The organism is Streptomyces sp. NPDC048172 (assembly GCF_043202595.1).
GTDB lineage: Bacteria > Actinomycetota > Actinomycetes > Streptomycetales > Streptomycetaceae > Streptomyces.
The window spans coordinates 185192-205794 of sequence record NZ_JBIDAT010000011.1 but is presented as its reverse complement, the minus strand read 5'-3'; the positions used below and the strand labels follow the sequence as shown (position 1 = coordinate 205794).

20 protein-coding genes and 1 tRNA gene are annotated in these 20603 nt (G+C 71.4%); 10 read left to right on the top strand and 11 right to left on the bottom strand.

The window, feature by feature from the left end; genetic code table 11:
- Positions 1–131: 131 nt before the first annotated feature.
- On the top strand, positions 132–548 hold the full coding sequence (locus ACGF3A_RS38265; protein ID WP_393735137.1) for a cupin domain-containing protein: 417 nt from the start codon (positions 132–134) through the stop codon (positions 546–548).
- Positions 549–674: 126 nt separating this feature from the next.
- On the opposite strand, the gene ACGF3A_RS38260 is transcribed toward ACGF3A_RS38265, so the two are convergent.
- Together ACGF3A_RS38260 and ACGF3A_RS38255 are read right to left on the bottom strand one after the other, a co-directional pair.
- Positions 675–1190: a lytic polysaccharide monooxygenase auxiliary activity family 9 protein gene (locus tag ACGF3A_RS38260; RefSeq protein WP_393735136.1), complete on the bottom strand. Its 516-nt coding sequence runs from the start codon at positions 1188–1190 to the stop codon at positions 675–677.
- 137 nt (positions 1191–1327) lie between these two features.
- Entirely contained in the window at positions 1328–2326 is a 999-nt protein-coding gene (locus ACGF3A_RS38255; protein ID WP_393735135.1) for a helix-turn-helix transcriptional regulator, read from the bottom strand.
- 277 nt (positions 2327–2603) lie between these two features.
- Here ACGF3A_RS38255 and ACGF3A_RS38250 point away from each other — a divergent pair, with 277 nt between their 5' ends.
- The 3 genes from ACGF3A_RS38250 to rpmF all read left to right on the top strand — a co-directional run bounded on the left by ACGF3A_RS38250 (position 2604) and on the right by rpmF (position 4416).
- On the top strand, positions 2604–3908 hold the full coding sequence (locus ACGF3A_RS38250) for a hypothetical protein (RefSeq protein ID WP_393735134.1): 1305 nt from the start codon (positions 2604–2606) through the stop codon (positions 3906–3908).
- 101 nt (positions 3909–4009) lie between these two features.
- Positions 4010–4246, top strand: coding sequence for a 50S ribosomal protein L28 (gene rpmB, locus ACGF3A_RS38245; protein ID WP_393735133.1), 237 nt, complete (start codon positions 4010–4012; stop codon positions 4244–4246).
- A complete protein-coding gene (rpmF, locus tag ACGF3A_RS38240) occupies positions 4246–4416 on the top strand; it encodes a 50S ribosomal protein L32 (protein ID WP_393735132.1) in 171 nt (56 codons plus the stop codon). Before rpmB ends, rpmF begins: the two co-directional genes overlap by 1 nt.
- On the opposite strand, the gene ACGF3A_RS38235 is transcribed toward rpmF, so the two are convergent.
- Positions 4413–5204, bottom strand: coding sequence for an SDR family oxidoreductase (locus tag ACGF3A_RS38235; protein ID WP_393735131.1), 792 nt, complete (start codon positions 5202–5204; stop codon positions 4413–4415). The two genes, rpmF and ACGF3A_RS38235, sit on opposite strands and share 4 nt — an antisense overlap.
- 177 nt (positions 5205–5381) lie before the next feature.
- Here ACGF3A_RS38235 and ACGF3A_RS38230 point away from each other — a divergent pair, with 177 nt between their 5' ends.
- Both ACGF3A_RS38230 and ACGF3A_RS38225 read left to right on the top strand, forming a co-directional pair.
- Entirely contained in the window at positions 5382–6269 is an 888-nt protein-coding gene (locus ACGF3A_RS38230) for a sigma-70 family RNA polymerase sigma factor (protein WP_393735130.1), read from the top strand.
- Positions 6270–6354: 85 nt separating this feature from the next.
- On the top strand, positions 6355–7182 hold the full coding sequence (locus tag ACGF3A_RS38225) for a DUF1963 domain-containing protein (RefSeq protein WP_393735129.1): 828 nt from the start codon (positions 6355–6357) through the stop codon (positions 7180–7182).
- A 75-nt stretch (positions 7183–7257) separates the two neighbouring features.
- Here the strand turns inward: ACGF3A_RS38225 and ACGF3A_RS38220 are convergent.
- The 7 genes from ACGF3A_RS38220 to galU all read right to left on the bottom strand — a co-directional run bounded on the left by ACGF3A_RS38220 (position 7258) and on the right by galU (position 12984).
- A tRNA-Ala gene (locus tag ACGF3A_RS38220) sits at positions 7258–7331 on the bottom strand.
- Between the two features lie 102 nt (positions 7332–7433).
- Positions 7434–8768 carry a gephyrin-like molybdotransferase receptor GlpR gene (gene glpR / locus ACGF3A_RS38215; protein ID WP_393735128.1) on the bottom strand — a complete coding sequence of 445 codons (1335 nt, stop codon included), beginning with the start codon at positions 8766–8768 and terminating at the stop codon, positions 7434–7436.
- 171 nt (positions 8769–8939) lie between these two features.
- Positions 8940–9566: a GNAT family N-acetyltransferase gene (locus ACGF3A_RS38210; protein ID WP_393735204.1), complete on the bottom strand. Its 627-nt coding sequence runs from the start codon at positions 9564–9566 to the stop codon at positions 8940–8942.
- Positions 9563–10105: a molybdenum cofactor biosynthesis protein B gene (locus tag ACGF3A_RS38205; protein ID WP_393735127.1), complete on the bottom strand. Its 543-nt coding sequence runs from the start codon at positions 10103–10105 to the stop codon at positions 9563–9565. Before ACGF3A_RS38205 ends, ACGF3A_RS38210 begins: the two co-directional genes overlap by 4 nt.
- The gene (moaC, locus tag ACGF3A_RS38200) at positions 10102–10671 is read right to left on the bottom strand and encodes a cyclic pyranopterin monophosphate synthase MoaC (RefSeq protein ID WP_393735126.1); all 570 of its coding nucleotides are present in this window, start codon (positions 10669–10671) and stop codon (positions 10102–10104) included. Before moaC ends, ACGF3A_RS38205 begins: the two co-directional genes overlap by 4 nt.
- A 96-nt stretch (positions 10672–10767) precedes the next feature.
- Positions 10768–12078, bottom strand: a complete 1311-nt coding sequence (gene glp, locus ACGF3A_RS38195) for a gephyrin-like molybdotransferase Glp (protein WP_393735125.1) — start codon at positions 12076–12078, stop codon at positions 10768–10770.
- Between the two features lie 3 nt (positions 12079–12081).
- Positions 12082–12984 carry a UTP--glucose-1-phosphate uridylyltransferase GalU gene (gene galU, locus ACGF3A_RS38190; RefSeq protein ID WP_393735124.1) on the bottom strand — a complete coding sequence of 301 codons (903 nt, stop codon included), beginning with the start codon at positions 12982–12984 and terminating at the stop codon, positions 12082–12084.
- Between the two features lie 92 nt (positions 12985–13076).
- Here galU and ACGF3A_RS38185 point away from each other — a divergent pair, with 92 nt between their 5' ends.
- On the top strand, positions 13077–13667 hold the full coding sequence (locus tag ACGF3A_RS38185) for a 5-formyltetrahydrofolate cyclo-ligase (RefSeq protein WP_393735123.1): 591 nt from the start codon (positions 13077–13079) through the stop codon (positions 13665–13667).
- 75 nt (positions 13668–13742) lie between these two features.
- Here ACGF3A_RS38185 and ACGF3A_RS38180 read toward each other — a convergent pair whose 3' ends face one another.
- Positions 13743–16589, bottom strand: a complete 2847-nt coding sequence (locus ACGF3A_RS38180) for a penicillin acylase family protein (protein WP_393735122.1) — start codon at positions 16587–16589, stop codon at positions 13743–13745.
- A gap of 375 nt (positions 16590–16964) precedes the next feature.
- Here ACGF3A_RS38180 and ACGF3A_RS38175 point away from each other — a divergent pair, with 375 nt between their 5' ends.
- The 3 genes from ACGF3A_RS38175 to ACGF3A_RS38165 all read left to right on the top strand — a co-directional run bounded on the left by ACGF3A_RS38175 (position 16965) and on the right by ACGF3A_RS38165 (position 20555).
- Complete coding sequence (locus tag ACGF3A_RS38175; protein ID WP_393735203.1) at positions 16965–18476, top strand: potassium/proton antiporter; 1512 nt, start codon at positions 16965–16967, stop codon at positions 18474–18476.
- 326 nt (positions 18477–18802) lie between these two features.
- The gene (locus ACGF3A_RS38170) at positions 18803–20098 is read left to right on the top strand and encodes an MFS transporter (protein ID WP_393735121.1); all 1296 of its coding nucleotides are present in this window, start codon (positions 18803–18805) and stop codon (positions 20096–20098) included.
- A gap of 67 nt (positions 20099–20165) precedes the next feature.
- A complete protein-coding gene (locus tag ACGF3A_RS38165; RefSeq protein ID WP_393735120.1) occupies positions 20166–20555 on the top strand; it encodes an FmdB family zinc ribbon protein in 390 nt (129 codons plus the stop codon).
- The last annotated feature ends 48 nt before the right edge of the window (positions 20556–20603 follow it).

The following is a 20603-nucleotide window of genomic DNA, read 5'->3' as shown; positions in this document are numbered from 1 at the left end:
CACCTGGGCGACTCCCGGCCCCCGCGCGGCATCCGCACGGCATCCGCTCGGCATCCGCTCGACACCAGGAGCGGCCCGGTGCTACTTTCCGAACACGTTCGAAAAGTCGTCCCACCCCACGGGAGGCCCCCATGACCACACACCGCTCCTCATCCGTCGAAGCCCTCGACCTCTTCAGCTCGCTGCTCCAGCTCCAGGAGGGCGGCGCGGTGGACGTGACGGCACGCCCCGGCCCGCGCGACCCCGGACTGTGGTCGGTTGCGGCGTTCCACGCCGACAGCGACCGCGCGGTGCACGCGGACGTATGGGAGCGCCATCCGGAGGCGGACGAGGTGCTGTGCCTCCTGTCCGGCCGGATGCGCGTCTACCTGCGGGAGAGCGAACGGCCGGACGAACCCGTCGCCGTCCTGACCCCCGGCACCTGCCTGGTCGTCCCCGCGGGGCACTGGCACCGGCTCTCCGTCGAGGAGCCGGGCGACCTGCTGACCATCAGCCCCCGCGCGGGCTCGGAGCACACCCGGGTCACCACAGGCCCCGCACACGCGTGACCCCCGTCCCGGCGAGAGGGGAAGTGCCGGGACGGGGGCATCGCTCACGTGCGGAGGCGGGGTGAGCGTGGCCCCGCGACAGGCGCGCGGCGGGCGGTCACCCGACGGTGGCGAACGTCCGGCCTGTCAGCCGATGTTGACGTCGATGCAGGCGTAGAACGCGTTCGAGGTGTCGGCGATGTTCCAGACGGCGAGGACCTTGTGCTTGCCGGTGAAACTGCCGAAGTTCACGTTGTGCGAGAGGGTCTCGGGCGGCCGCTGGCCGTGGTCGTTGAACTCCGCGACCTTCTGGCCGTCCACGAAGTACTGCCAGGTGGTCGTCGCGTGCCTCGCGGTGATCTTCCAGTTGAACGTGGTCGAACGGCCGACGTTCGAGACCTTCCAGCCCTTGCTGTCGTCGTTCAGGTCGGAGAACCGCGCGTTCCCGCCCGCGCAGTCCTTCAGCCCCTTGGGACCTTCGACGCTCTGGGGTTCCCACTTGATCTCGCCGCACTTGACGACGCCCCTGGCGCACTGTTCCTGGCGGCTCGCGGGGTTGGTGATCCAGCCGTGCGCGCTGGCCGGGGACGGCGTCAGGCCGATGACCAGGACGGGCGCGAGCCCGGCTCCTAACAGCGCGGCCAACTTCCTTCTCTTGTGCATGTCAGCTCCTTCACGGGGGAGGCCGATCACACCTGAAATTGGTCTAGACTTTAACGGCTGACTGCGCGCGGTCAAGGGGTGCGGCGGCCATCGGCCCGCCGGGCCCCCGCCGGGGCCCACCGCCCCGGCCCCGCCCCTCAGATCCACTCCTGATGCCGCGCGTGCCACCCCAGTTGGATCCGGGTGGTGACCCCGGCCTGCCGCATCAGCGCGTGGATACGGCGCTGCACAGTGCGCGACGAGAGGTCCAGCTTCCCCGCGACGGCGGCATCGGTGTGCCCCGAGAGCAGCAGCCGCAGGATGCGCGCGTCGAGCTCCCCGATCTCGAAGTGCGGCTCCGCGTACGGCCGGGCGCGCTCCCAGGTCGCCTCGAACAGCGCCCGCGCGACGCCCACCAGGCCCCCGCGCAGCACGACGCAGGGCACCGCCCCGCCGTCCGCACCGCCATCCGCACCGCCATCCGTGCTGCCTCCCGCACCACCGTCCCCCTCACCGCCCCGGCCGCGCAGCGGCAGCATCGCCCGCTCGTCGTCGCAGATCATGAGCCGCAGCGGGATCTCCTCGACGAAGCGCACCTCGCCCCCGTCCCCGTCCCTCAGCGACTCCCCCAGCCTCTCCGCCGCCCCCGGCTCGTTCAGGAAGCCCCGGTCGACGACGCCCCGCATGTGCACCCCCGGCGCGACCACGGCCCGCTCCCGCTCCCCCGCCTCCGCGCCGACGGCCCGCGGATCGCCGGTGAAGAGAAGGTCGATGCTCTTCTCGGCGGAGAGCCGGACCTGGAGAAAGCGCTGCCGTATGTGCTCGCGCCCCTCCAGGACCTCCACCAGCTCGCGCCGCTCCCGCGCCAGGTCGCCCGTGCGGTACGCCTCGACGAGCTCGGCGACGGCGGCCTCGGCACGCCGGAGCCGCGCGCGGTGCGCGGCCAGCTCGGCGCCGAGCGCCAGGGCGGGCGGCGCGGGCGCGTACCGTCCACCCCCGCCCGCCTCGCGGCTGGCGAGCCCCCGCTCGGCCAGCGCCTCCAGCACGGCCCGCGCGCCGTCCCCGCCCAGCTCCTCCGCCGTGGCGAACGGCCGTGCCACCAACGCCCGGTAGACGGCCTCCTCCTGGGCATCCAGCCCCAGTTCCTCCAGCCCCACGCCCGGATCCCTCCCCTCCGCCCGAGCGAGGGATTGTCGCAGCCCACCCCCTGAACCGGTAACGCGCGAGCACGGACGGCGCCGACGCCTCGCGCACCCGTACGAGCCCGCGCCCGCCGAACCGCCCGCGCGCCCTCCCCGGATCCCCTGGAATCAGGGGGCGCACGGCGCGTTCACCCGAGCGCACCACCCTCAATGACGCTCCGTCACATCGGCTCCGGCGAACATGACTTCGACTCCCGCACCACCCCCATCACCCCCACCCCCGGAGACCCCCATGCCCCAGCGCCGCCCCCGCACCAGCACCCGCCCCCGCACCCGCCCCGGCCGTACGGTCACGGCCACCGCCGCCACCCTCGCCGCCCTGGCCGCGACCACGGCACTCACCGCACCCGCGAGCCAGGCGGCCGACCAGGCGGCCTCCTCACCCGCCGCCGCACCCCCGGGAGGCAAGGGCTGGGTGGTCTCCCTCGGCGACTCCTACATCTCCGGCGAGGCGGGCCGCTGGGCGGGCAACACCGACGCCAACCCCGTCAACTTCCCCCGCGTGGACGCCCTCGGCCCCAGCGCGTACCACGACGACGCGAACCGCGGCGCCGAACGCATCGAGGGCTGCCACCGCTCCCGTTCCGCCGAGATCCACCTGGGCCTCGACGGCATGGGCAGCGAGAACCTGTCGTGCTCCGGCGCCCGTACGGGCTCGTTCAGGAACGGCAAGGGCCGCTCGAAGCCCGGTCTGGACTTCTCCGACGCGGCCGGCGTCCCCGGACAGGCCCAGCAGTTGGCCGACTTCGCCCAAAAGCACAAGGTCCGTATGGTCGCCGTCTCGATCGGGGGCAACGACTTCCGCTTCGCCGACGTGATCAAGTCCTGCGTCCTCGCCTACCTCAGCCCCCTCCCCAAGTCGTGCGCCAAGGAGGCCGACAACGTCACCCGCTTCTCCGCGGACGGCGCCCGCGCCCGCGCCGCCGACATCGCGGGCGGCCTGCGCAACGTCCAGAAGGCCATGCGGCAGGCCGGATACGAGGACGGCCAGTACGAGGTGGTCGTCCAGAACTACCCCTCCCCCATCCCGCCCGCCTCCGGATTCCGCTACCCGGCCCCGCTGGGCGCGCGCCAGGCGATGGGCGGCTGCGCGTTCACCGACAGGGACGCCGACTGGGCGGTGAACACCGTGATGCCCACCGTCAGCCAGGCCGTACGCAAGGGCGTCACCGACAGCGGTCTGCCCAACGCCCACTTCCTCGACCTCAGCCGCGCGCTCGACGGGCACCGGCTGTGCGAGAAGGGCGTGGGCCTGGTCGAACCGCTGCGCGGCACCGTCAGCACCTGGAAGGCGCCGGGCGCGGCCGACAAGACGGAGTGGGTCAACTGGGTACGGACGATCACCGCGGTCCTGCCCCCGTTCCAGGCCCAGGAGGGGCTGCACCCCAACTACTGGGGCCAGCTCGCCATGCGCAACTGCCTCCGCCAGACCTACGCCGCCCTCGACGCCCCCGGAGCGGCCCCGGACGGCCTGACCTGCGTCGGCGGCGGCAAGGGCCTCAACGAACGGGGTGAGCCGCGGATGCGCCTGACCTGAGCGCGGGCAGGGCGGACGAGGGGGTACGGTGGACACCCGGCAGATGAAAATGGTACCCATTTCCACTACGCCACTACATGCCTCCGCGAGAAAGGCCCCCCTTGTCCGCCCACTGCCAGCTCACCGGACGCGGCCCCGCCTTCGGCAACAACGTCTCCCACTCCCACCGCCGCACCCGCCGCCGCTTCGACCCCAACGTCCAGACGAAGCGCTACTGGCTGCCCAGCGAGCGCCGCCACGTGAAGCTCACCCTGAGCACCAAGGGCATCCGTACGGTCGACACGATCGGCGTCGAGAAGGCCGTCGCCCGTATCCGCGCGCGAGGGGGTCGCGTCTGATGGCCGTCCCGAAGCGCAAGCAGTCCCGCAGCAACACCCGCCACCGCCGCGCGCAGTGGAAGGCCGCCCCGACCCCGCTGGTGACCGTCACGATCGACGGCCGCCCGTACCGCGTCCCCCAGAACCTGGCCCCGGCCTACCGTCGCGGCCTCCTCTCCCCGGAGGATTAGGGAGCCTCCGTACCGACGACGTGAACGTGTTCAGGTGCGTCGGCCAGAAACTCGGCCCAGGTCCGCGTTCCCCGCATCGCACCGTCCACCGACAGGTTCTCGCCCGCCCGGTACGCCCGCCCGGCCTTTCCCGGTATCCGTACCGGCATCAACGGCCGCCGCTTGCCGTACGCCCGCAGGTACGCGCGGACTGGTTCGGCCAGTCCGTACTCCTCGGGCCCGACAAGATCCGCCACCGGCCCGGACGGTTCACCGCGTACGAGTTCGACCAGACGGGCCGCCACTTCGCCCGGATCGACCGACTGGAGCCGGAGCCCGCCCGGAACGGGCACCACGGGCAGCTTCGCCATCTTCTCCACCATGGTCAGCACGAGCGTGTGGAACTGGGCCGCGCGCAGCGTCGTCCACGGCACGCCCGAGTCGGCGACGGCCAGCTCCGCGTCCCGCTGGGCCCGCAGATAGGCCAGCGGGATCCGGTCGGCGCCGACGACCGAGATATGGACGAAATGGCCGACACCCGCGCGGGCGGCGGCCCGCGCGAGGTTCCGCGTCGCCACGTCGTCCCCTTTGGCGCCGCCCGCGAGATGAAGCACCGTTTCGGCCCCTTCGACCGCGGCGGCCGTCCCCTCGTCCTCGATCAGGTCACCGGTCACGTACTCGACGCCGTCCCCCGGCTCGTGCACCCTCCTGCTGAGCACCCGCACGGTGAACCCGGCGTCCAGCAGCAGCGGCAGCACGCGCCGCCCCAGCGTGCCCGTACCGCCGGTGAGCAGGATGGATGACGTCATGGCTTCTCCTCAATCCGAAGGGCGCCTCGAAGGCGTCGCGAAAGGCAATTCGAAGGCCAACCCGAAGGGCCAGGCCCCAGCTGCCGTCGGCCCGTCACATCGACGGCTTCCGGCGGGTCTACCGGGGTGACACCCGGGGACGGGAAGATGTGACACACGGACGAAGGAACGGGGCCGATGGACGGCGAGCGCGCGGTACTGGTGGAGCGTTTCGAGCAGGACCGGGCCCGGCTGCGCGCCGTGGCCTACCGGATGCTCGGTTCGCTCAGCGAGGCCGAGGACGCCGTCCAGGAGACCTGGCTCCGTCTCAGCCGTACCGACGCCGAGTCGATCGAGAACCTCAAGGGCTGGCTGACCACGGTCGTGGCCCGCGTCTGCCTCAACATGCTGCGCTCCCGCGACGCCCGCCGCGAGGAACCCCTCGACACCGGCGCCCCCGACCCCCATCTCGCCCCGGAGGAAGGGACCGACCCCGCGGAGGAGGCCGTGATGGCCGACTCGGTCGGCCTGGCACTCCTGGTGGTCCTCGACACCCTGGCCCCGGCCGAACGGCTCGCCTTCGTGCTGCACGACATGTTCGCCGTACCGTTCGACGAGATCGCCGCGATGCTCGACCGTACGCCCGCCGCCACGCGGCAGCTCGCGAGCCGCGCCCGCCGCCGCGTCAGGGGCGGCTCCCCGCTTCCGGCGTCCGACCTGGCCCGTCAGCGCGAGGTCGTGGACGCCTTCCTGGCCGCCGCCCGCGGCGGCGAGTTCGACGCGCTGGTCGCCCTTCTCGACCCCGACGTGGTGCTCCACGCCGACCGCGCGGCGGGCCCCACGCCGCAGCCCCTCACCCTGCGCGGGCGCGACATGGTCACGAAGGGCGCCGTCGCCGCGGCGGCCCGCACCCGCGTCTCCCGCCCGGCCCTGGTCAACGGCTCCGTCGGCCTCGTCATGGCCCCCCACGGCCACCTCACGATCGCCCTGGCCTTCACCTTCACCGACGGCCGCATCACCACGATCGACGTCATCGCCGACAGACCCCGCCTCGACGCCCTCGACATCGCACCACTGGCCCCCTGACCCCAACACACCACCGAAGACGCCCCGTTCGGCGCGGACCCCCGTGGCGGCGGACCCGTCGGAGCCGGATGCTTGACTGCCGACCATGGATCACAAGACTTCCCTGGCCGAACTGCGCGACTCCTGCGCGGAGCACCTGCGCCCGGAGCTCGCCGGGCGAGTCGCGGACCTGGTCCGGCCGGGGTTCGAACTCGTGCCCGCCGCACCGGGCCAGGCCACCGGCCACAGCCGCTTCGGCGGCAACGCCATGCTGGAGCCCGGTGTGCCCTGGCCGACGTGTGAGGGCCTTCCGCTGAGCCTGCTCGCCGTCCTCGACACCGACGCGCTGCCCCCTTGGCTCGACGGCCTCCTCCCGCCCGGCACCGGCCTCCTCAACTTCTTCTCCCTCGACATCGAATCGGATCAGGCCGACCCCGCCGCCTGGGACGTGACGCGCCGCGTCGGTCACTGCGCCCCGGAGCTGGGGCAGGTCGTGGCGGCCCGTTCCCGCCTCGCCGTCGAGACCGAGCCACCCGCCACAGCCAGCTCCTTCGCGCCAGTCGCCTGGACGGCCGTGCCCGGCTTCGTCTTCCCCGACCGGTTCGACGACGCATGGGACGCCCTCGACCCCGATTTCGGACCCGACCACGAAGACGTGGCGGAGTTCAAGGACGGGATGCTCAATGACTTCCGGGTCCCGGGCAGCCTGCTCAGCGACGACATGGCCTTCGGCCGGCCCATCTACCCCACGGGCGGCGGCCCCGTACTGCCCGAGGGCGAGGACTTGCAGGACCACCATCACCTGCTCCAGCTCTCCGACAGGCACGAGTGGTCCATAGGCGGCGACGGCGGCTGGATGCACTGGTCGATCCCCACCGACGCCCTGCGCGCCGGCGACTTCACCCAGGCGATGCCGACCCCCGACATCTGGTGAACCCCCCGGCCCCGCCCCGCACCACAACATGAAAGAGCCCCTGCCGGATGACTCCGACAGGGGTTCTGACGTCTGTGGACCTGAGGGGATTTGAACCCCTGACCCTCTCGTTGCGAACGAGATGCGCTACCGGACTGCGCCACAGGCCCTTGCGACGTGTGAAACCTTAGCATCACCCCGGCCCGGTGAGGAAATCCGTTCCTGCGCTGGTCACAGCGGGCGTGTGGCCGGGGTCGCCGGGGCCGGTCCGGTCACTCGTTGGCGGCGCGGGGGCGGTCCTCGTCCTCGTACTGGTCGAAGAGGGGGGTGCGGTTGCGGTCCCGGGTGCGGCGGGGGCGGGAGGACGTCTCCGGGGGCGCGTGGTCCGCTTCCCGCGGGGGCGGCTCGGCCGCGCTGGAGCGGGCCGAGCTCCACGCGTCGGGGGCCTCCAGGTCCACCTCGCGGGCGGTACGGGGAGCGACCGGCGCGCTCACGTACGTCGGGAGCGGCACGGGCACGGGCTCCCAGCCCTCGCCCTCGGGGTGCTCGCGGTCGCGCGCACGCTGCTGGTCGACCCATTCGGCGTGGTCGGTCTGCTCGACGAGCGCCCGGCGGTCGGCCGCCGCCTCGGGGTCGGCGTCGCCCGCGGGGGACACGGGCCGCGACGGACGGCCCCGGCCGCCGCCCCGCTCCGGAGCGGGGGCACGGCGCTCGTCCTGGCCCGCCGCCCCCTGCCGCTCACTCTCGGCGTGGGGCCGCCCCTGCGCCTGTGACCGGTACTGCGCCGGGGGACGGTGACGCGTGCCCGTTCCGGACGGTGCGGCGGAGGCGCGCGGCCTGCGCTCGCGAAGGCTGCGGGCCGCGTCCTCGGCGCGGCGGCGGTCCATGGTGAACGCGAAACGGCGGCGCTCCTGGGCCCGCAGATGGACGATGTACGCGCTCAGCAGTACGCCCGGGACCGCGGGCACCCAGAGGAAGGCCAGGCCGAGGACGGCCGCGACGACCGCGCCCAGGGTGAAGCCGAGGAAGAGCAGCATGGTGGTGCGACGGCGGCGGGCCAGCAGCTTGGCCCGCTTGGCGCGCTTCGCGTCCCGGCTGGCCTTGCTCCCCGCCGCGGACCGCTCCGGGGACAGCTCCGGGGAGCGCTCCGGGGACGGGGACGAAAGGGGCGGGGGCGACGGGGACGGGGAAGGCGCCGGGCGGTTGTCCTGTATCGCGGTGACAGCCTCCGGGCTGTGCCCGCTGACCATGGTCTTGGGGTCGGCGAAGGCCCGGACGTCGACCGCGTCCTCCGCGGTGCCGTCGTCCGGGTCGGTCCCGTACGCGTCATCGGCGTAGCCATCGTCGAAGTCGCCGTGGTCGCCCTCCGGCTCGGCCGTCGCCAAGGCGGCGCCCGTCTCCTGCGCCTCGCGCGCTTCGCGCCGTTCCGCGTCCTTCGCGTAGCGGCGCTCCATCGCGGCCTTGCCGGACAGCAGCCGGATCGCGGTGCTGAAGCGTTCCGTCGGACGGGCTTCGTTCAGCTCGTCCTGCCTGCGGAGCCACATCGGCACCAGATAGGCGGCCCAGGCCCCGACGATGACTGCGTAGATGAGGCCACTGCTGCTCACACTCACACGGTAGAGGGCATTGCATGAGCCCATCTGCCAAATAGGGCGGTGTGTCGCACGATCTGGCTGATCTCTCGAACTTTTTTTGTGATTGCCGCGCCGCACAACGCCGAATGTGGCCGATTAATGGCCGGAGTGCGGCTGTTCGGTGCTCGATATCGAACGTTTATTTTATTTCTGCTGAGGGGCGCCCGGGCTCGCCCTGTGCCAGCGGGCCAGCAGCCCTTCCGGCACTTCCTCCGTCGTCAGCGCGAAGACCAGATGGTCGCGCCACGCGCCGTCGATATGGAGATAGCGGGGGCGGGTGCCCTCCTCACGGAATCCCAGTTTCTCCACCACCCGGCGGCTGGGAGTGTTCTCCGGCCGGATGCACACCTCGATACGGTGCAGCCCGACCGTACGGAAACAGTGGTCCACCGCGAGCGCGACAGCCGTGGGCATCACGCCGCGGCCCGCGACATCACGGTCGATCCAGTAGCCGACATGGCCGGAACACATCGATCCCCACGTGATGCCCGCGACGGTGAGCTGTCCGACCAGACGGCCCTCGTACTCGATGACAAAGGGCAGCATGCGGCCCGCGTGGGCCTCCCCCCGCAAATGGCGAACCATTTGGCGATAGGTGGGCCGACGCGGCGGGAGGTGTCCCGGAGGGGCCGGAGGGATGGTCGCTTCCCAGGGGCGGAGCCAGTCCCGGTTGCGCTGGTTGACCTCGCGCCAGGCTCGCTGGTCGCGCAGCCTTATGGGACGGAGGGCGGTCGCGCCGTCCGCCAGCTCAGCGGGCCACGGAGCGTTCAGCGGGGGTCTTCCCCTCTGGACTCGGGGCGAGGATCTGCGGCGGGATGGTCCTGGTGGTCCCCGCCGTGGATCTGGTCGACGGCATGGGTGAGCAGACGGGAGAGGACCGCCAGGCCGTCCTTGACCCCTCCGGAGGAGCCCGGAAGGTTCGCGACCAGGGTGCGCCCGGCGACGCCCGCCGTGCCACGGGAGAGCGCGGCCGTGGGCACCTTCGCCAGCCCCTCAGCGCGGATGGCCTCGGCGATGCCGGGGACCTCGTAGTCGAGCACGCGGCGCGTCATCTCGGGCGTACGGTCGGTCGGCGAGATGCCGGTGCCGCCCGTGGTGAGGACGACGTCGTAACCCTCGGCGACCGCGTCGCGCAGCGCCTTCTCGACGGGCTCGCCGTCCGGGACGACCACCGGGCCGTCTGCGGCGAAGCCCATGTCCGTCAGGCCCGCGACGAGCAGGGGGCCGCCCTTGTCCTCGTAGACACCGGCGGAGGCGCGGTTGGAGGCCGTGACGGCGAGCGCGCGGCGGCGGCGCGGCTGCTGGCTCATGCGCCCTCCTCGTTCCCCTGGCCGTTCCCGTTCCCAGTCCCGCTCCCCTGGACGGGCCCGGTCCCGGTCTCGTTCCCTGCCCCCTCGCGTGTCCAGTCGCCGGACTTGCCGCCCGACTTCTCCTCCACGCGGACGTCCGAGATGGTCGCCGACTTGTCGACGGCCTTCACCATGTCGATGACCGTCAGAGCGGCGACCGTAACCGCCGTAAGCGCCTCCATTTCGACGCCCGTACGGTCCGTCGTCTTCACACGGGCCGAGATGTCCACCGCGTCGTCCGCGACGGACAGGTCGACGGTGACGCCCGAGACGGCCAAGGGGTGGCACAGGGGAATGAGTTCCGGCGTCTTCTTGGCGCCCATGATCCCGGCGATACGGGCGGCGGAAAGAGCGTCCCCCTTGGGAACGCCCTCTCCGCGCAGCAGCTCGACCACCCGGGGCGAGACGAGCACGCGTCCGGTGGCGCGCGCGGTCCGCGCGGTGACGTCCTTGGCGGAGACGTCGACCATCCGGGCGGCGCCCGACGCGTCGACATGGGTGAGGTGCTGCTGCTCGGCGCTGCTCATCGTTCTCCCGGTCGTCTGCTGTGCCCAGATACGGTACCGGCAGCCATGAGGGCACGGCCGTGCGGCCGCACATCAGTCCGTACGCCAGTCCGTACGTCAGTCCAGCGGGATCACGGTGACGTCCTCGCCCGGAGCGGCCTCGGTCGTCTTCTCGGGGATCTCGATCAGCGCGTTGGCCTGCGCGAGCGAGGCGACCAGGTGGGAGCCGGGGCCGCCGACAGGGGTGACCGTTCCCAGCGCTTCCTGGCCGGGCTTCTCCGGGGGCGTGTAGTCGCCGCGGAGGAACTGCCGCTTGCCGTCCGGGGAGGAGAGCGGCCCGTCCGCCTCCAGGCGCGCCCGTACGGACCCGCGGCGCACCGGCTCCAGGCCCATCAGGGTGCGCAGGGCCGGCCGGACGAACAGCTCGAAGGACACGTAGGCGCTGACCGGATTGCCGGGGAGGGTGAGGATCGGCGTGCGGTCGGGGCCGATCAGGCCGAAGCCCTGCGGCTTGCCGGGCTGCATGGCCAGCCGGCGGAACTCCACGGTGCCCTCGTCCAGGTCGCCCTGGGACAGGGCCTCCTTCACCACGTCGTAAGCCCCCACGCTGACGCCTCCGCTGGTGACGACCAGGTCGGCGCGGATGAGCTGGTCCTCGATCGTGGAGCGCAGCGTCTCGGGGTCGTCGGCGACGGAGCCCACGCGGTACGGGATGGCGCCGGCCTCACGGGCGGCGGCCGTCAGCACGTAGCTGTTGGAGTCGTGGATCTGGCCGGGGCCCAACGGCTCGTCCGGCGGGACCAGTTCGCTGCCGGTGGAGAGCACCACGACGCGGGGGCGGGGGCGGACGGTGACCGTGCCGCGCCCGATGGCGGCCAGCAGGCCGATCTGGGCGGGACCCAGGACCGTCCCGGAGGTCAGGGCGACGCTCCCGGCCTTCACGTCGCTGCCCTTGGCCCTCACGTGCCCCCTGGGCGCGACGGAGCGGTGCACGCGCACCTCGCCCGAGGCGGCCTGCGGGACCTCGCTGCGGGAGGGCATCGAGTCGGCGGGCCCCCCGCCCGTACCGCCGTCGGTCCACTCGACGGGAACGACGGCCTCGGCTCCGGGCGGGAGGGGGGCGCCGGTCATGATGCGTGCCGCCTGGCCGGACGCGACGGTGGGGAGGTCACCGCTGCCCGCGGCGACATCCCCGATGACGTCGAGCACCGCGGGGAACTCCTCGCTGGCACCCTCGACATCGGCGACCCGGACGGCATAGCCGTCCATGGAGCTGTTGTCGAAGGGCGGGAGCGCCGCGGGCACGGTGACGTCCTCGACGAGCACGCAGCCCTGGGCCTCCAGGAGCCGCAGCTCGATGGGCTCCAGGGGGCGGATGGCGCGGAGGATGTCCTCCAGGTGCTCGTCGACCGACCAGGTCTCGCTCAAGACTTACATCTCCTCGCTGACGTAACTGCGCAGCCAGGTCCGGAAGTCCGGGCCCAGGTCATCACGTTCGCACGCGAGCCTGACGATGGCACGCAGATAGTCGGCGCGGTCGCCGGTGTCATAGCGGCGGCCGCCGAAGACGACGCCGTGCACGGGGCCGCCGAGGGACGGGTCGGCCGCGAGGGCCTGGAGGGCGTCGGTGAGCTGGATCTCGCCGCCGCGACCCGGCTGGGTCTTGCGCAGCACCTCGAAGACGCCCGGGTCGAGGACGTACCGGCCGATGATCGCCAGGTTGCTGGGCGCGTCGGCGGCGGCGGGCTTCTCGACCAGGTCGGAGACGCGGACCACGTCGTTCTCACCGGTGGCCTGCGCGGCGGCGGCACCATAGAGGTGGATGCTGGCGGGGTCGACCTCCATGAGCGCGATGACGCTGCCGCCGTGCTCCTGCTGGACCTCGATCATGCGGGCGAGCAGCGGGTCGCGGGGGTCGATCAGGTCGTCACCGAGCAGCACGGCGAAGGGCTGGTCGCCGACGTGCGGCTCGGCGCACAGGACGGCGTGACCGAGGCCCTTGGGGTCGCCCTGGCGGACGTAGTGCATGGTGGCGAGGGCACTGGACTCCTCGACCTTGGCGAGCTTCGCCTCGTCCCCCTTGTCGCGGAGGACCTGCTCCAGCTCGTAGTTCCGGTCGAAGTGGTCCTCCAGGGGGCGCTTGTTGCGGCCCGTGACCATCAGGACGTCCGGGAGACCGGCTGTCACGGCCTCCTCGACCACATACTGGATCGCGGGCTTGTCGACGACCGGGAGCATCTCCTTGGGGGTCGACTTGGTGGCGGGCAGGAAGCGGGTGCCCAGGCCCGCTGCGGGGATGACAGCCTTGCTGATCCGAGTAGGGGTGTTAGTCATGTCCTGAACGATAACCGTTCTCTTGATAGGGAAGATAAGCGTCCGCTGACTTTGTTGCGGTATGGGGACATTGAAAGGGTTTATGGGCAACGATGAGTGAACTTGCCGCGAAACGCGCGCTTCGGCGGGATGTCCTCGCCGCGCGCGCCCGCCTGACCACGGAGGACGTGGCCAAGGCCGCCGACGCTCTCGGCGAACACGCCCTGGACCTGCCCGAGCTGGCGGAGGCCGCCTCGGTCGCCGCCTACGTCTCCATCGGTGCCGAGCCCGGCACCGGTCCCCTGCTGCGCGCCCTGAGCGACCGCGGCACGCGCGTACTCCTCCCGGTCCTGCTGCCCGACAACGACCTCGACTGGTGCGCGTACGAGGGCCACGACGGGCTCGTACGGGCGGGTCGCGGGCTGTGGGAGCCGTCCGGGGCCAGGGAGGGCCGGGACGCGGTGACGCGGGTGGACGCTGTTCTCCTTCCGGGGCTCGCCGTGGACGGGCGGGGGCTGCGGCTGGGGCGCGGCGGCGGTTCGTACGACCGCGCGCTGGCCCGGACAGCGGCGTCCGGCGCGAGTCCCGCACGAGTCGTCCTCTTGTATGACGGCGAAATCGTGCCGCGGGTTCCGGACGAGGAGCACGACTGGCCGGTGGACGCCGCGGTCACGCCGAACGGAGTGCGGCGGTTCGGGGCCTGAGCCCCGAACCGCCGCTCCGGTCGTCCGTCCGGCGCCGGGCCGCCCGGTGCTGGACCGCCCGGTGCCGGGCCGTCGCTAGGGCGTGAGCGCCATCTGGTCGTCGGTCGACTTGGAGACGGCCTTCTCGTTGAACGCCCAGGGCAGCAGCTCACCCTTGGCCCACTTGTCCGTCTGGTCGGTGTAGTTCTTGTGCCAGGCGTGCCCTGAGGCGCCGGTCAGGTTGATCCACCGGGACTTGTCGAAGTCGTCCAGGTTCACGACCATCCGCATCGACGGCACCCAGGTCACGTCGTAGCCGCCCGCCGCGTTCCATCCGGTCGCGTTGACGGCCGCCTCACCGCCGCCGAGGTCCCAGGGGCCGCGGTTGAGCACCCACTGGATGAAGCCGGGGCCCTCGGTGCCGATGGTCTGGTTCTTCAGCATGAGGCGGTGCAGCCTGCCCCAGCTCCAGGTGTCGATGTCCTTGCCCAGCTTGGACGTCAGCTCCCAGCGTGCGTCCCGCATGGCGTGCTTCAGCACCTGGTCGCGGTTCTTGTCGCCCTTGCGGAGCGAGGTGCCCTGGGTCTTCCACCACTCGCTCTTGGGCTCCTTGAGCAGACGGCGGACGACCTCGAACCAGCGGTCCCCGCCGTCCGGCTGAGCGGAGTCGGGCGAGCGCTTGCCGCACTCGCGCACCGTACGGTCGTTGCCGTCCAGGTCGTCGACGGGGCCGGACTCGTCCACCGGGCGGACGGTCAGGCAGTCGCCCTCGACCCGCAGCTCCTTGGGGAGCTTGTTGCCGAAGGCGAGCTTCAGCAGGTTGCGCCAGACGGCGTTGAAGTAGGCGGCGGGGGCGGAGTCGGAGTCCTGGGTGTAGTCCCAGCCCTCCAGCAGCTCCTGCGCCTCCCGTACGTACGGATCGTCGATGTCGATCTTCAGCAGGTAGGGCACCAGCAGCTTGGCGATCTCGCTGCTGTTGTCCATCTGCATGGTCTCCATGTCGCCCATGGAGACCTTCCCGCCGTCCTCGATCTTCGACTGGATGAGGTCGTTGATGCGCTGGCTGCGCGCGCCGTAGCCCCAGTCGTCGGTGAGCATGTACGGGTACTTGTCCTTGTCGACGACCGCCTGGTTGGCGGTGACGATGTAGCCGCGCGAGGGGTTGTACTCCCAGGGGAGCGCGCGCTGCGGGATGTATCCCTTCCAGCGGTAGCGCGGGTCCCAGCCGGGCGCCGGGTAGCGGCCGTCGCCCTCACCCCTGACGGGGATGCGGCCGGGCGCCTGGTAGCCGATGTTGCCCTTGGTGTCGGCGTAGATGAGGTTCTGCGAGGGGACGGAGAAGTCGCGCGCCGCCTTGCGGAACTCCTTGAAGTCGCTCGCCTTGTTGAGCGCGAAGACCGCGTCCATGCTGCGCGTGGGTTCGAGCGCGGTCCAGCGGAGCGAGACCGCGTAGCCGTCGCCGCGGTCGGGGGCGGCGTTGCCCACGGGGGACTCGTCGCCGACCTTGCGCAGCTCCTTGTCGCGGTCGGAGATGATCGGGCCGTTGTTGGTCTCGCGCACCGTGATCTTGCGGCTCTTGCCGCCCGCGACCTTGATGGTCTCCTCGCGGGTCCGGTACGCGACCTCCTTGCCGTCGTAGAGGTACTTCCCGTCCCTGACCTTCTGCAGGTACAGGTCGGTGACGTCGGCGCCCAGGTTGGTCATGCCCCAGGAGATGTCCTGGTTGTGGCCGATGACGACGCCCGGCATGCCGGAGAAGGTGAAGCCGGAGACGTCGTAGGGGCAGGACTTGTCGACGCTGCGGCAGTGGAGGCCCATCTGGTACCAGACGGAGGGCAACTGCGGGGCGAGGTGCGGGTCGTTCGCCAGCAGCGGCTTGCCGGTGGTCGTGTACTTGCCGGAGACCACCCACGAGTTGGAGCCGATGCCGCTGCCGTTGGGGCCGAGGAGGCCGGGGACCTTCTCCAGCTTCTTGGCGACCTTGCCGAGCTGCGTGCTGGCGCCCTGAGCGGCCTCGCCGGGGCTGCCGGAGCCCGAACCGCCCCCGGTGCCCGCTCCGGCCTCTGAGCCCGCTTCCTGGCCCGTACCGGCGCCCGTGCCCGTTCCGGCGCCGGTCCCGGTGCCCGTGCCCGTGCCGGTGCCCGCTCCGGCGCCGCCGCCCGTGGCGGGCGCGTTGGCGCTGCCGCCGGGCGAGCTGCCCTGCTTGAACTCCTTGGTGACCGGGTTGACCGAACCGCCCTCGACGATCGGCTTGTTCCGGGAGTACGGGTAGCCGGGGTACAGGTCCTCGATCTCGTCCTTCTTCAGGCGGCTCGACATGAGCGCCCTGTCGATCTCGTCGGACATGTTGCCGCGCAGGTCCCAGGCCATCGCCTTCAGCCAGGCGACCGAGTCGACAGGCGTCCAGGGCTGCGGGGAGTAGTCCTTGCCGTCCAGGTCGAGCGCCGCGTACTCCACAGAGGCGGAGGAGCCCTTGTGCTCCTTCAGATACGCGTTGACCCCGGCCGAATAGGACTTGAGGTTCTCCTTGGTGCGCGGGGAGAGCTTGGCGTACTCCTTCTTGGCCACCTCGCGCCAGCCGAGCGTCCGCAGGAACGCGTCGGTCTCGACCTGCCCGTCGCCGAACATCTCGGACAGCCGCCCGGAGGTCATGTGGCGGCGGACGTCCATCTCCCAGAAGCGGTCCTGTGCCTGGACGTATCCCTGGGCGAGGAAGAGATCTTCGGACTTGTCCGCATAGATCTGCGGAATTCCGCTTCCATCCCTTTTGACCGTTACGGGCGCTCCCAGCCCCTTGACCTTGAGGGAGCCCGTCGTCTGCGGAAACGACTCGCGGACGGTGCTGATGCCCCAGTACGATCCGCCGCCGATTCCTGCCAGGAGCAGCAGCACGACTGCGATCACGATCAGACGGGCGCGTCGCGAGGTCTTCTTGGCGGGCATCGCTGTCCTTCGAGGGGCAGGGTGAACCTTGAGCTTCCGTGGCCGGACAGGACCGACGGGGCCGATCCGTACTGGAGCAACCATAGGCGGAGCCCCGGTGCGCCCGGACAGCGAGTCTCCGACTCCACCCCCTCCCCGCGGATTCCGGGAGGTTTCCCCAGAGATCCGTGGGACTCCTGGGGCGCCAAATTCAAGCGATGGTAAATTATTAGCTATCCAAACGAATTAGCGAACCGACGGCACCCGGCCAGAGGTTGGGCAGAGTCGGCTCCAGGGCGTTAAGAAAGCGTTAGGAACCCATCAGGAGGTCGTCAGAAGAGCGCAGGACCGAAGGCCGACCCAAGGAGAGAAGCCACCGGGAGAAGGGACCGTCCCCTGACCGTCGACAGCCTGAACCAACTACTGCTATTCAGCGCGCTCGTCCTGCTCATCGCCGTCGCCGCCGTCCGGCTGTCCTCGCGCACCGGTCTGCCCAGCCTTCTCGTCTACCTGGGCATAGGCATCGCCATAGGGCAGGACGGCATCGGATTCAGCTTCAGCGACGCGGAGCTGACCCAAGTCCTCGGATACGCCGCGCTCGTGGTGATCCTCGCCGAGGGCGGACTGGGCACGAAGTGGCGCGACATCCGTCCCGCCGTCCCCGCGGCGGCCGTTCTGTCGACCCTCGGCGTCGGCGTGAGCGTCGCGGTCACCGCACTGGCGGCACATTTCCTCGTAGGGCTCGACTGGCAGGCCGCGCTGCTGATGGGGGCCGTCGTCTCCTCGACGGACGCCGCAGCCGTCTTCTCCGTCCTGCGCAAGGTGCCCCTGCCCAAGCGCCTGTCCGGCGTCCTGGAGGCCGAGTCGGGGTTCAACGACGCCCCGGTCGTCATCCTGGTCGTCACGTTCTCCGAGATGGGACACGGCGGCCACGGCCCCTGGTACCTGCTGGTGGGCGAGATCGCGCTGGAGCTGGCCATCGGCCTGCTGGCCGGACTGGTCGTCGGCAAGCTCGGCGAGCTGGGCCTGCGGCACGTCGCGCTGCCCGCCTCCGGGCTGTACCCCATCGCCGTCCTGGCCCTGTGCGTCCTGGCGTACGCCGGAGGCGCACTGGCGCACGGCTCCGGCTTCCTCGCCGTCTATGTGGCCGCGCTGATCCTGGGCAACGGGAAACTGCCGCACCGTCCGGCGGTGCGCGGCTTCGCGGACGGGATGGCGTGGATCGCCCAGATCGGATTGTTCGTACTCCTCGGCCTTCTGGTCACCCCGCACGAGCTGTGGAACGACGTCTGGCCCGCCATCGTGATCGGCCTGGCGCTCACCCTGATGGCACGCCCCCTGTCCGTGCTGCTGTGCCTCCAGCCGTTCAAGCTGCGCTGGCAGGAGAAGACGCTCCTGTCGTGGGCGGGGCTGCGCGGAGCGGTGCCCATCGTGCTGGCCACCATCCCGATGGTGGCCGACGTGGACGGCAGCCAGCGGATCTTCAACATCGTCTTCGTCCTGGTCGTCATCTTCACCGTCGTCCAGGGACCGACGCTTCCCTGGCTGGCACGCACGCTGCGGCTGGCCGACCCGGACGAGGCGGAGGACCTCGACATCGAATCGGCGCCCCTGGAGCGGCTGCGCGGACATCTGCTGTCCGTCTCCATTCCGCGGTCCTCGAAGATGCACGGGGTCGAGGTGACCGAGCTGCGGCTGCCCACGGGCGCGGCGGTCACCCTCGTCGTACGGGGCGGCTCCAGCTTCGTCCCGCTGCCGTCCACCGTGCTGCGCCGCGGGGACGAGCTGCTGGTCGTGGCGACCGACGAGGTACGGGACGCCGCCGAGCGGCGCCTGCTCGCCGTCGGCCGGGGCGGCAAGCTCGCCGGCTGGCTGGGCACCGGGGGCAGCACGGCGATGCGGCACTGAGGAACACGCAGAGGAACGCACGGAGGAACGCACGGAGGAACACACGGACGGGGCGCACCGAGGAACGGAGCGACAAGGGAGGGAGAAAAGGGAAGGAGGGGACGAGAGGGCTGGACGGCCGGTACCCTTGATGCGGAATACATCGCATCACCCCCAACTCTGCCTGAAGCAGAGCTGGCGCGACCGCACGGCGGCCACGGTCCGGCCCTCATCTCCTCTTCCGGACCGGGTATCTACCCCGGTTCTGCGCGAGAGGACAGCTCTCGGCGCGCGCGTACCCCTCCCGTACGCCGACGCGTCACCAGGCGGCAGAAAGGCCCGCGGCCGTGACATCCCCGGCCACCTCGGCACCCCAGCGTGCCGGTTACGGACAACTGCTGCGCACGGAAGGCGCCTGGTCCTTCCTGCTGCCCGGTTTCCTGGCGCGGCAGCCCTACGCGATGCTCACGATCAGCATCGTGCTGCTCGTCGAGCACACCACCGGTTCGTTCGGACTGGCGGGCGCGGTCTCGGCGACGGCCGGCGTCTCCATGGCGCTCATCTCCCCGCAGAGCGGCAAACTGGCCGACCGTTTCGGCCAGGCGGCCGTCCTGGTGCCCGGCGTCTTCCTGCACGCGGCGACCGTGGGCGTGCTGATCGCGGTCGCCCTGCTGGACGCGCCCCTGTGGGCGCTCTTCGCCGCCGCGGTACCGGCCGGTGCCACGGCGCCGCAGATCAGCGCCATGGTGCGGGCACGCTGGGCAGCACAGCTGGAGCAGTCGCCGCTGATGACGACCGCTGCGGCCTTCGAGTCGGTCACGGACGAGTTCACGTTCGTCGTCGGCCCCGTGCTGGCTACCGCGCTGTGCACCGGCGTGCACCCGGCCGCCGGGCTGATCGCCGAGGCGTCGGTCTTCCTGGTCGGCGGGCTCGTCTTCGCCGCCCAGCGCGGCACGCAGCCCGTTCCGCACGGGAAGCCGTCGGGTGCGGGCGAGTCCGCGGGTACGCGGGTCTCGGCGCTGGGCGTGCCGGGCGTACGGGTGCTGATCGCGGCGATGCTCGGCATCGGCATGGTCTTCGGCGGTCTGCAGATCTCGCTGACCGCGTTCACCGAGTCGATCGGGCACCCGGGCCTCAACGGCGTGATGTACGGCGCGTTCGCCGGGGGCAACATGATCGCCGCGGTGATCGTGGGCGCCGTCCAGTGGAAGCGCGGCCCGCAGCGCCGCCTGCTGACCGGCTACCCGGTGCTCGTCCTGGCCGCCGTCTCGCTCGCGGTGGCCGCGCAGCTCGGGCCGTGGGCGGTGCTGCTGGGCGCGATCGGCACGCTGACCGGGCTGTGCATCGCCCCGTGCATGATCACCTGCTTCACCCTGGTCGAGACGCTGGTCCCCGCGGGCGCCCGTACGGAGGCCTTCACCTGGCTGACGGGAGCCATCGCCCTGGGACAGGCGGCGGGCTCGACGGTGGCCGGACAGCTCGCCGACCAGGCGGGTGCGGAGTCGGGATTCCTGGCGCCGGCGATCGGCACGGGCTTGGCCCTGGCCGTCCTGCTGACCTTCAGGAAGACGCTCTCGCGCCCGGCCGGAGGCCGGGTCGCGGCGCGTGGGGTCGGTCACCGCACGGCCGTCCCGGTGGACTGAGGCGCGGGAATACTGCACTATGGAGCGTCGTTAGCACTCATCGAGTGAGAGTGCCAGGAGGAAGAACGTGCCGACGTATCAGTACCAGTGCACCGAGTGCGGCGAGGGCCTCGAGGTGGTGCAGAAGTTCACGGACGATTCCCTGACCGTGTGCCCCAACTGCGAGGGCCGCCTGAAGAAGGTCTTCTCGGCCGTCGGCATCGTCTTCAAGGGCTCCGGTTTCTACCGGAACGACAGTCGTAGCTCCTCGTCGAGCAGCACCCCTGCGGCGAAGAACGGGAGCAGCGACAGCTCGTCGTCCTCTTCGACGTCCTCGGACTCCTCGTCCTCGGACTCCTCGTCGTCCAGCTCGTCCTCCTCCTCGGACAAGAAGTCCTCCGACTCGTCGTCCTCCGGTTCGTCCGGCAAGAGCGAGAAGAGCAACTCCGCCTCGAAGGCGAGCACTTCAGCCGCCTGACCTCGGCCGCCATGTACCCCTGCGGCGCTTGCGCCGTAGGGTGACCGC

Coding starts and splice junctions, on each gene's coding strand:
- ACGF3A_RS38265 (WP_393735137.1), top strand. CDS start 132: ATGACCACACACCGCTCCTCATCCGTCGAAGCCCTCGACCTCTTCAGC.
- ACGF3A_RS38260 (WP_393735136.1), bottom strand. CDS start 1,190: ATGCACAAGAGAAGGAAGTTGGCCGCGCTGTTAGGAGCCGGGCTCGCG.
- ACGF3A_RS38250 (WP_393735134.1), top strand. CDS start 2,604: ATGCCCCAGCGCCGCCCCCGCACCAGCACCCGCCCCCGCACCCGCCCC.
- rpmF (WP_393735132.1), top strand. CDS start 4,246: ATGGCCGTCCCGAAGCGCAAGCAGTCCCGCAGCAACACCCGCCACCGC.
- ACGF3A_RS38235 (WP_393735131.1), bottom strand. CDS start 5,204: ATGACGTCATCCATCCTGCTCACCGGCGGTACGGGCACGCTGGGGCGG.
- ACGF3A_RS38230 (WP_393735130.1), top strand. CDS start 5,382: ATGGACGGCGAGCGCGCGGTACTGGTGGAGCGTTTCGAGCAGGACCGG.
- ACGF3A_RS38225 (WP_393735129.1), top strand. CDS start 6,355: ATGGATCACAAGACTTCCCTGGCCGAACTGCGCGACTCCTGCGCGGAG.
- ACGF3A_RS38205 (WP_393735127.1), bottom strand. CDS start 10,105: ATGAGCCAGCAGCCGCGCCGCCGCCGCGCGCTCGCCGTCACGGCCTCC.
- moaC (WP_393735126.1), bottom strand. CDS start 10,671: ATGAGCAGCGCCGAGCAGCAGCACCTCACCCATGTCGACGCGTCGGGC.
- galU (WP_393735124.1), bottom strand. CDS start 12,984: ATGACTAACACCCCTACTCGGATCAGCAAGGCTGTCATCCCCGCAGCG.
- ACGF3A_RS38185 (WP_393735123.1), top strand. CDS start 13,077: ATGAGTGAACTTGCCGCGAAACGCGCGCTTCGGCGGGATGTCCTCGCC.
- ACGF3A_RS38180 (WP_393735122.1), bottom strand. CDS start 16,589: ATGCCCGCCAAGAAGACCTCGCGACGCGCCCGTCTGATCGTGATCGCA.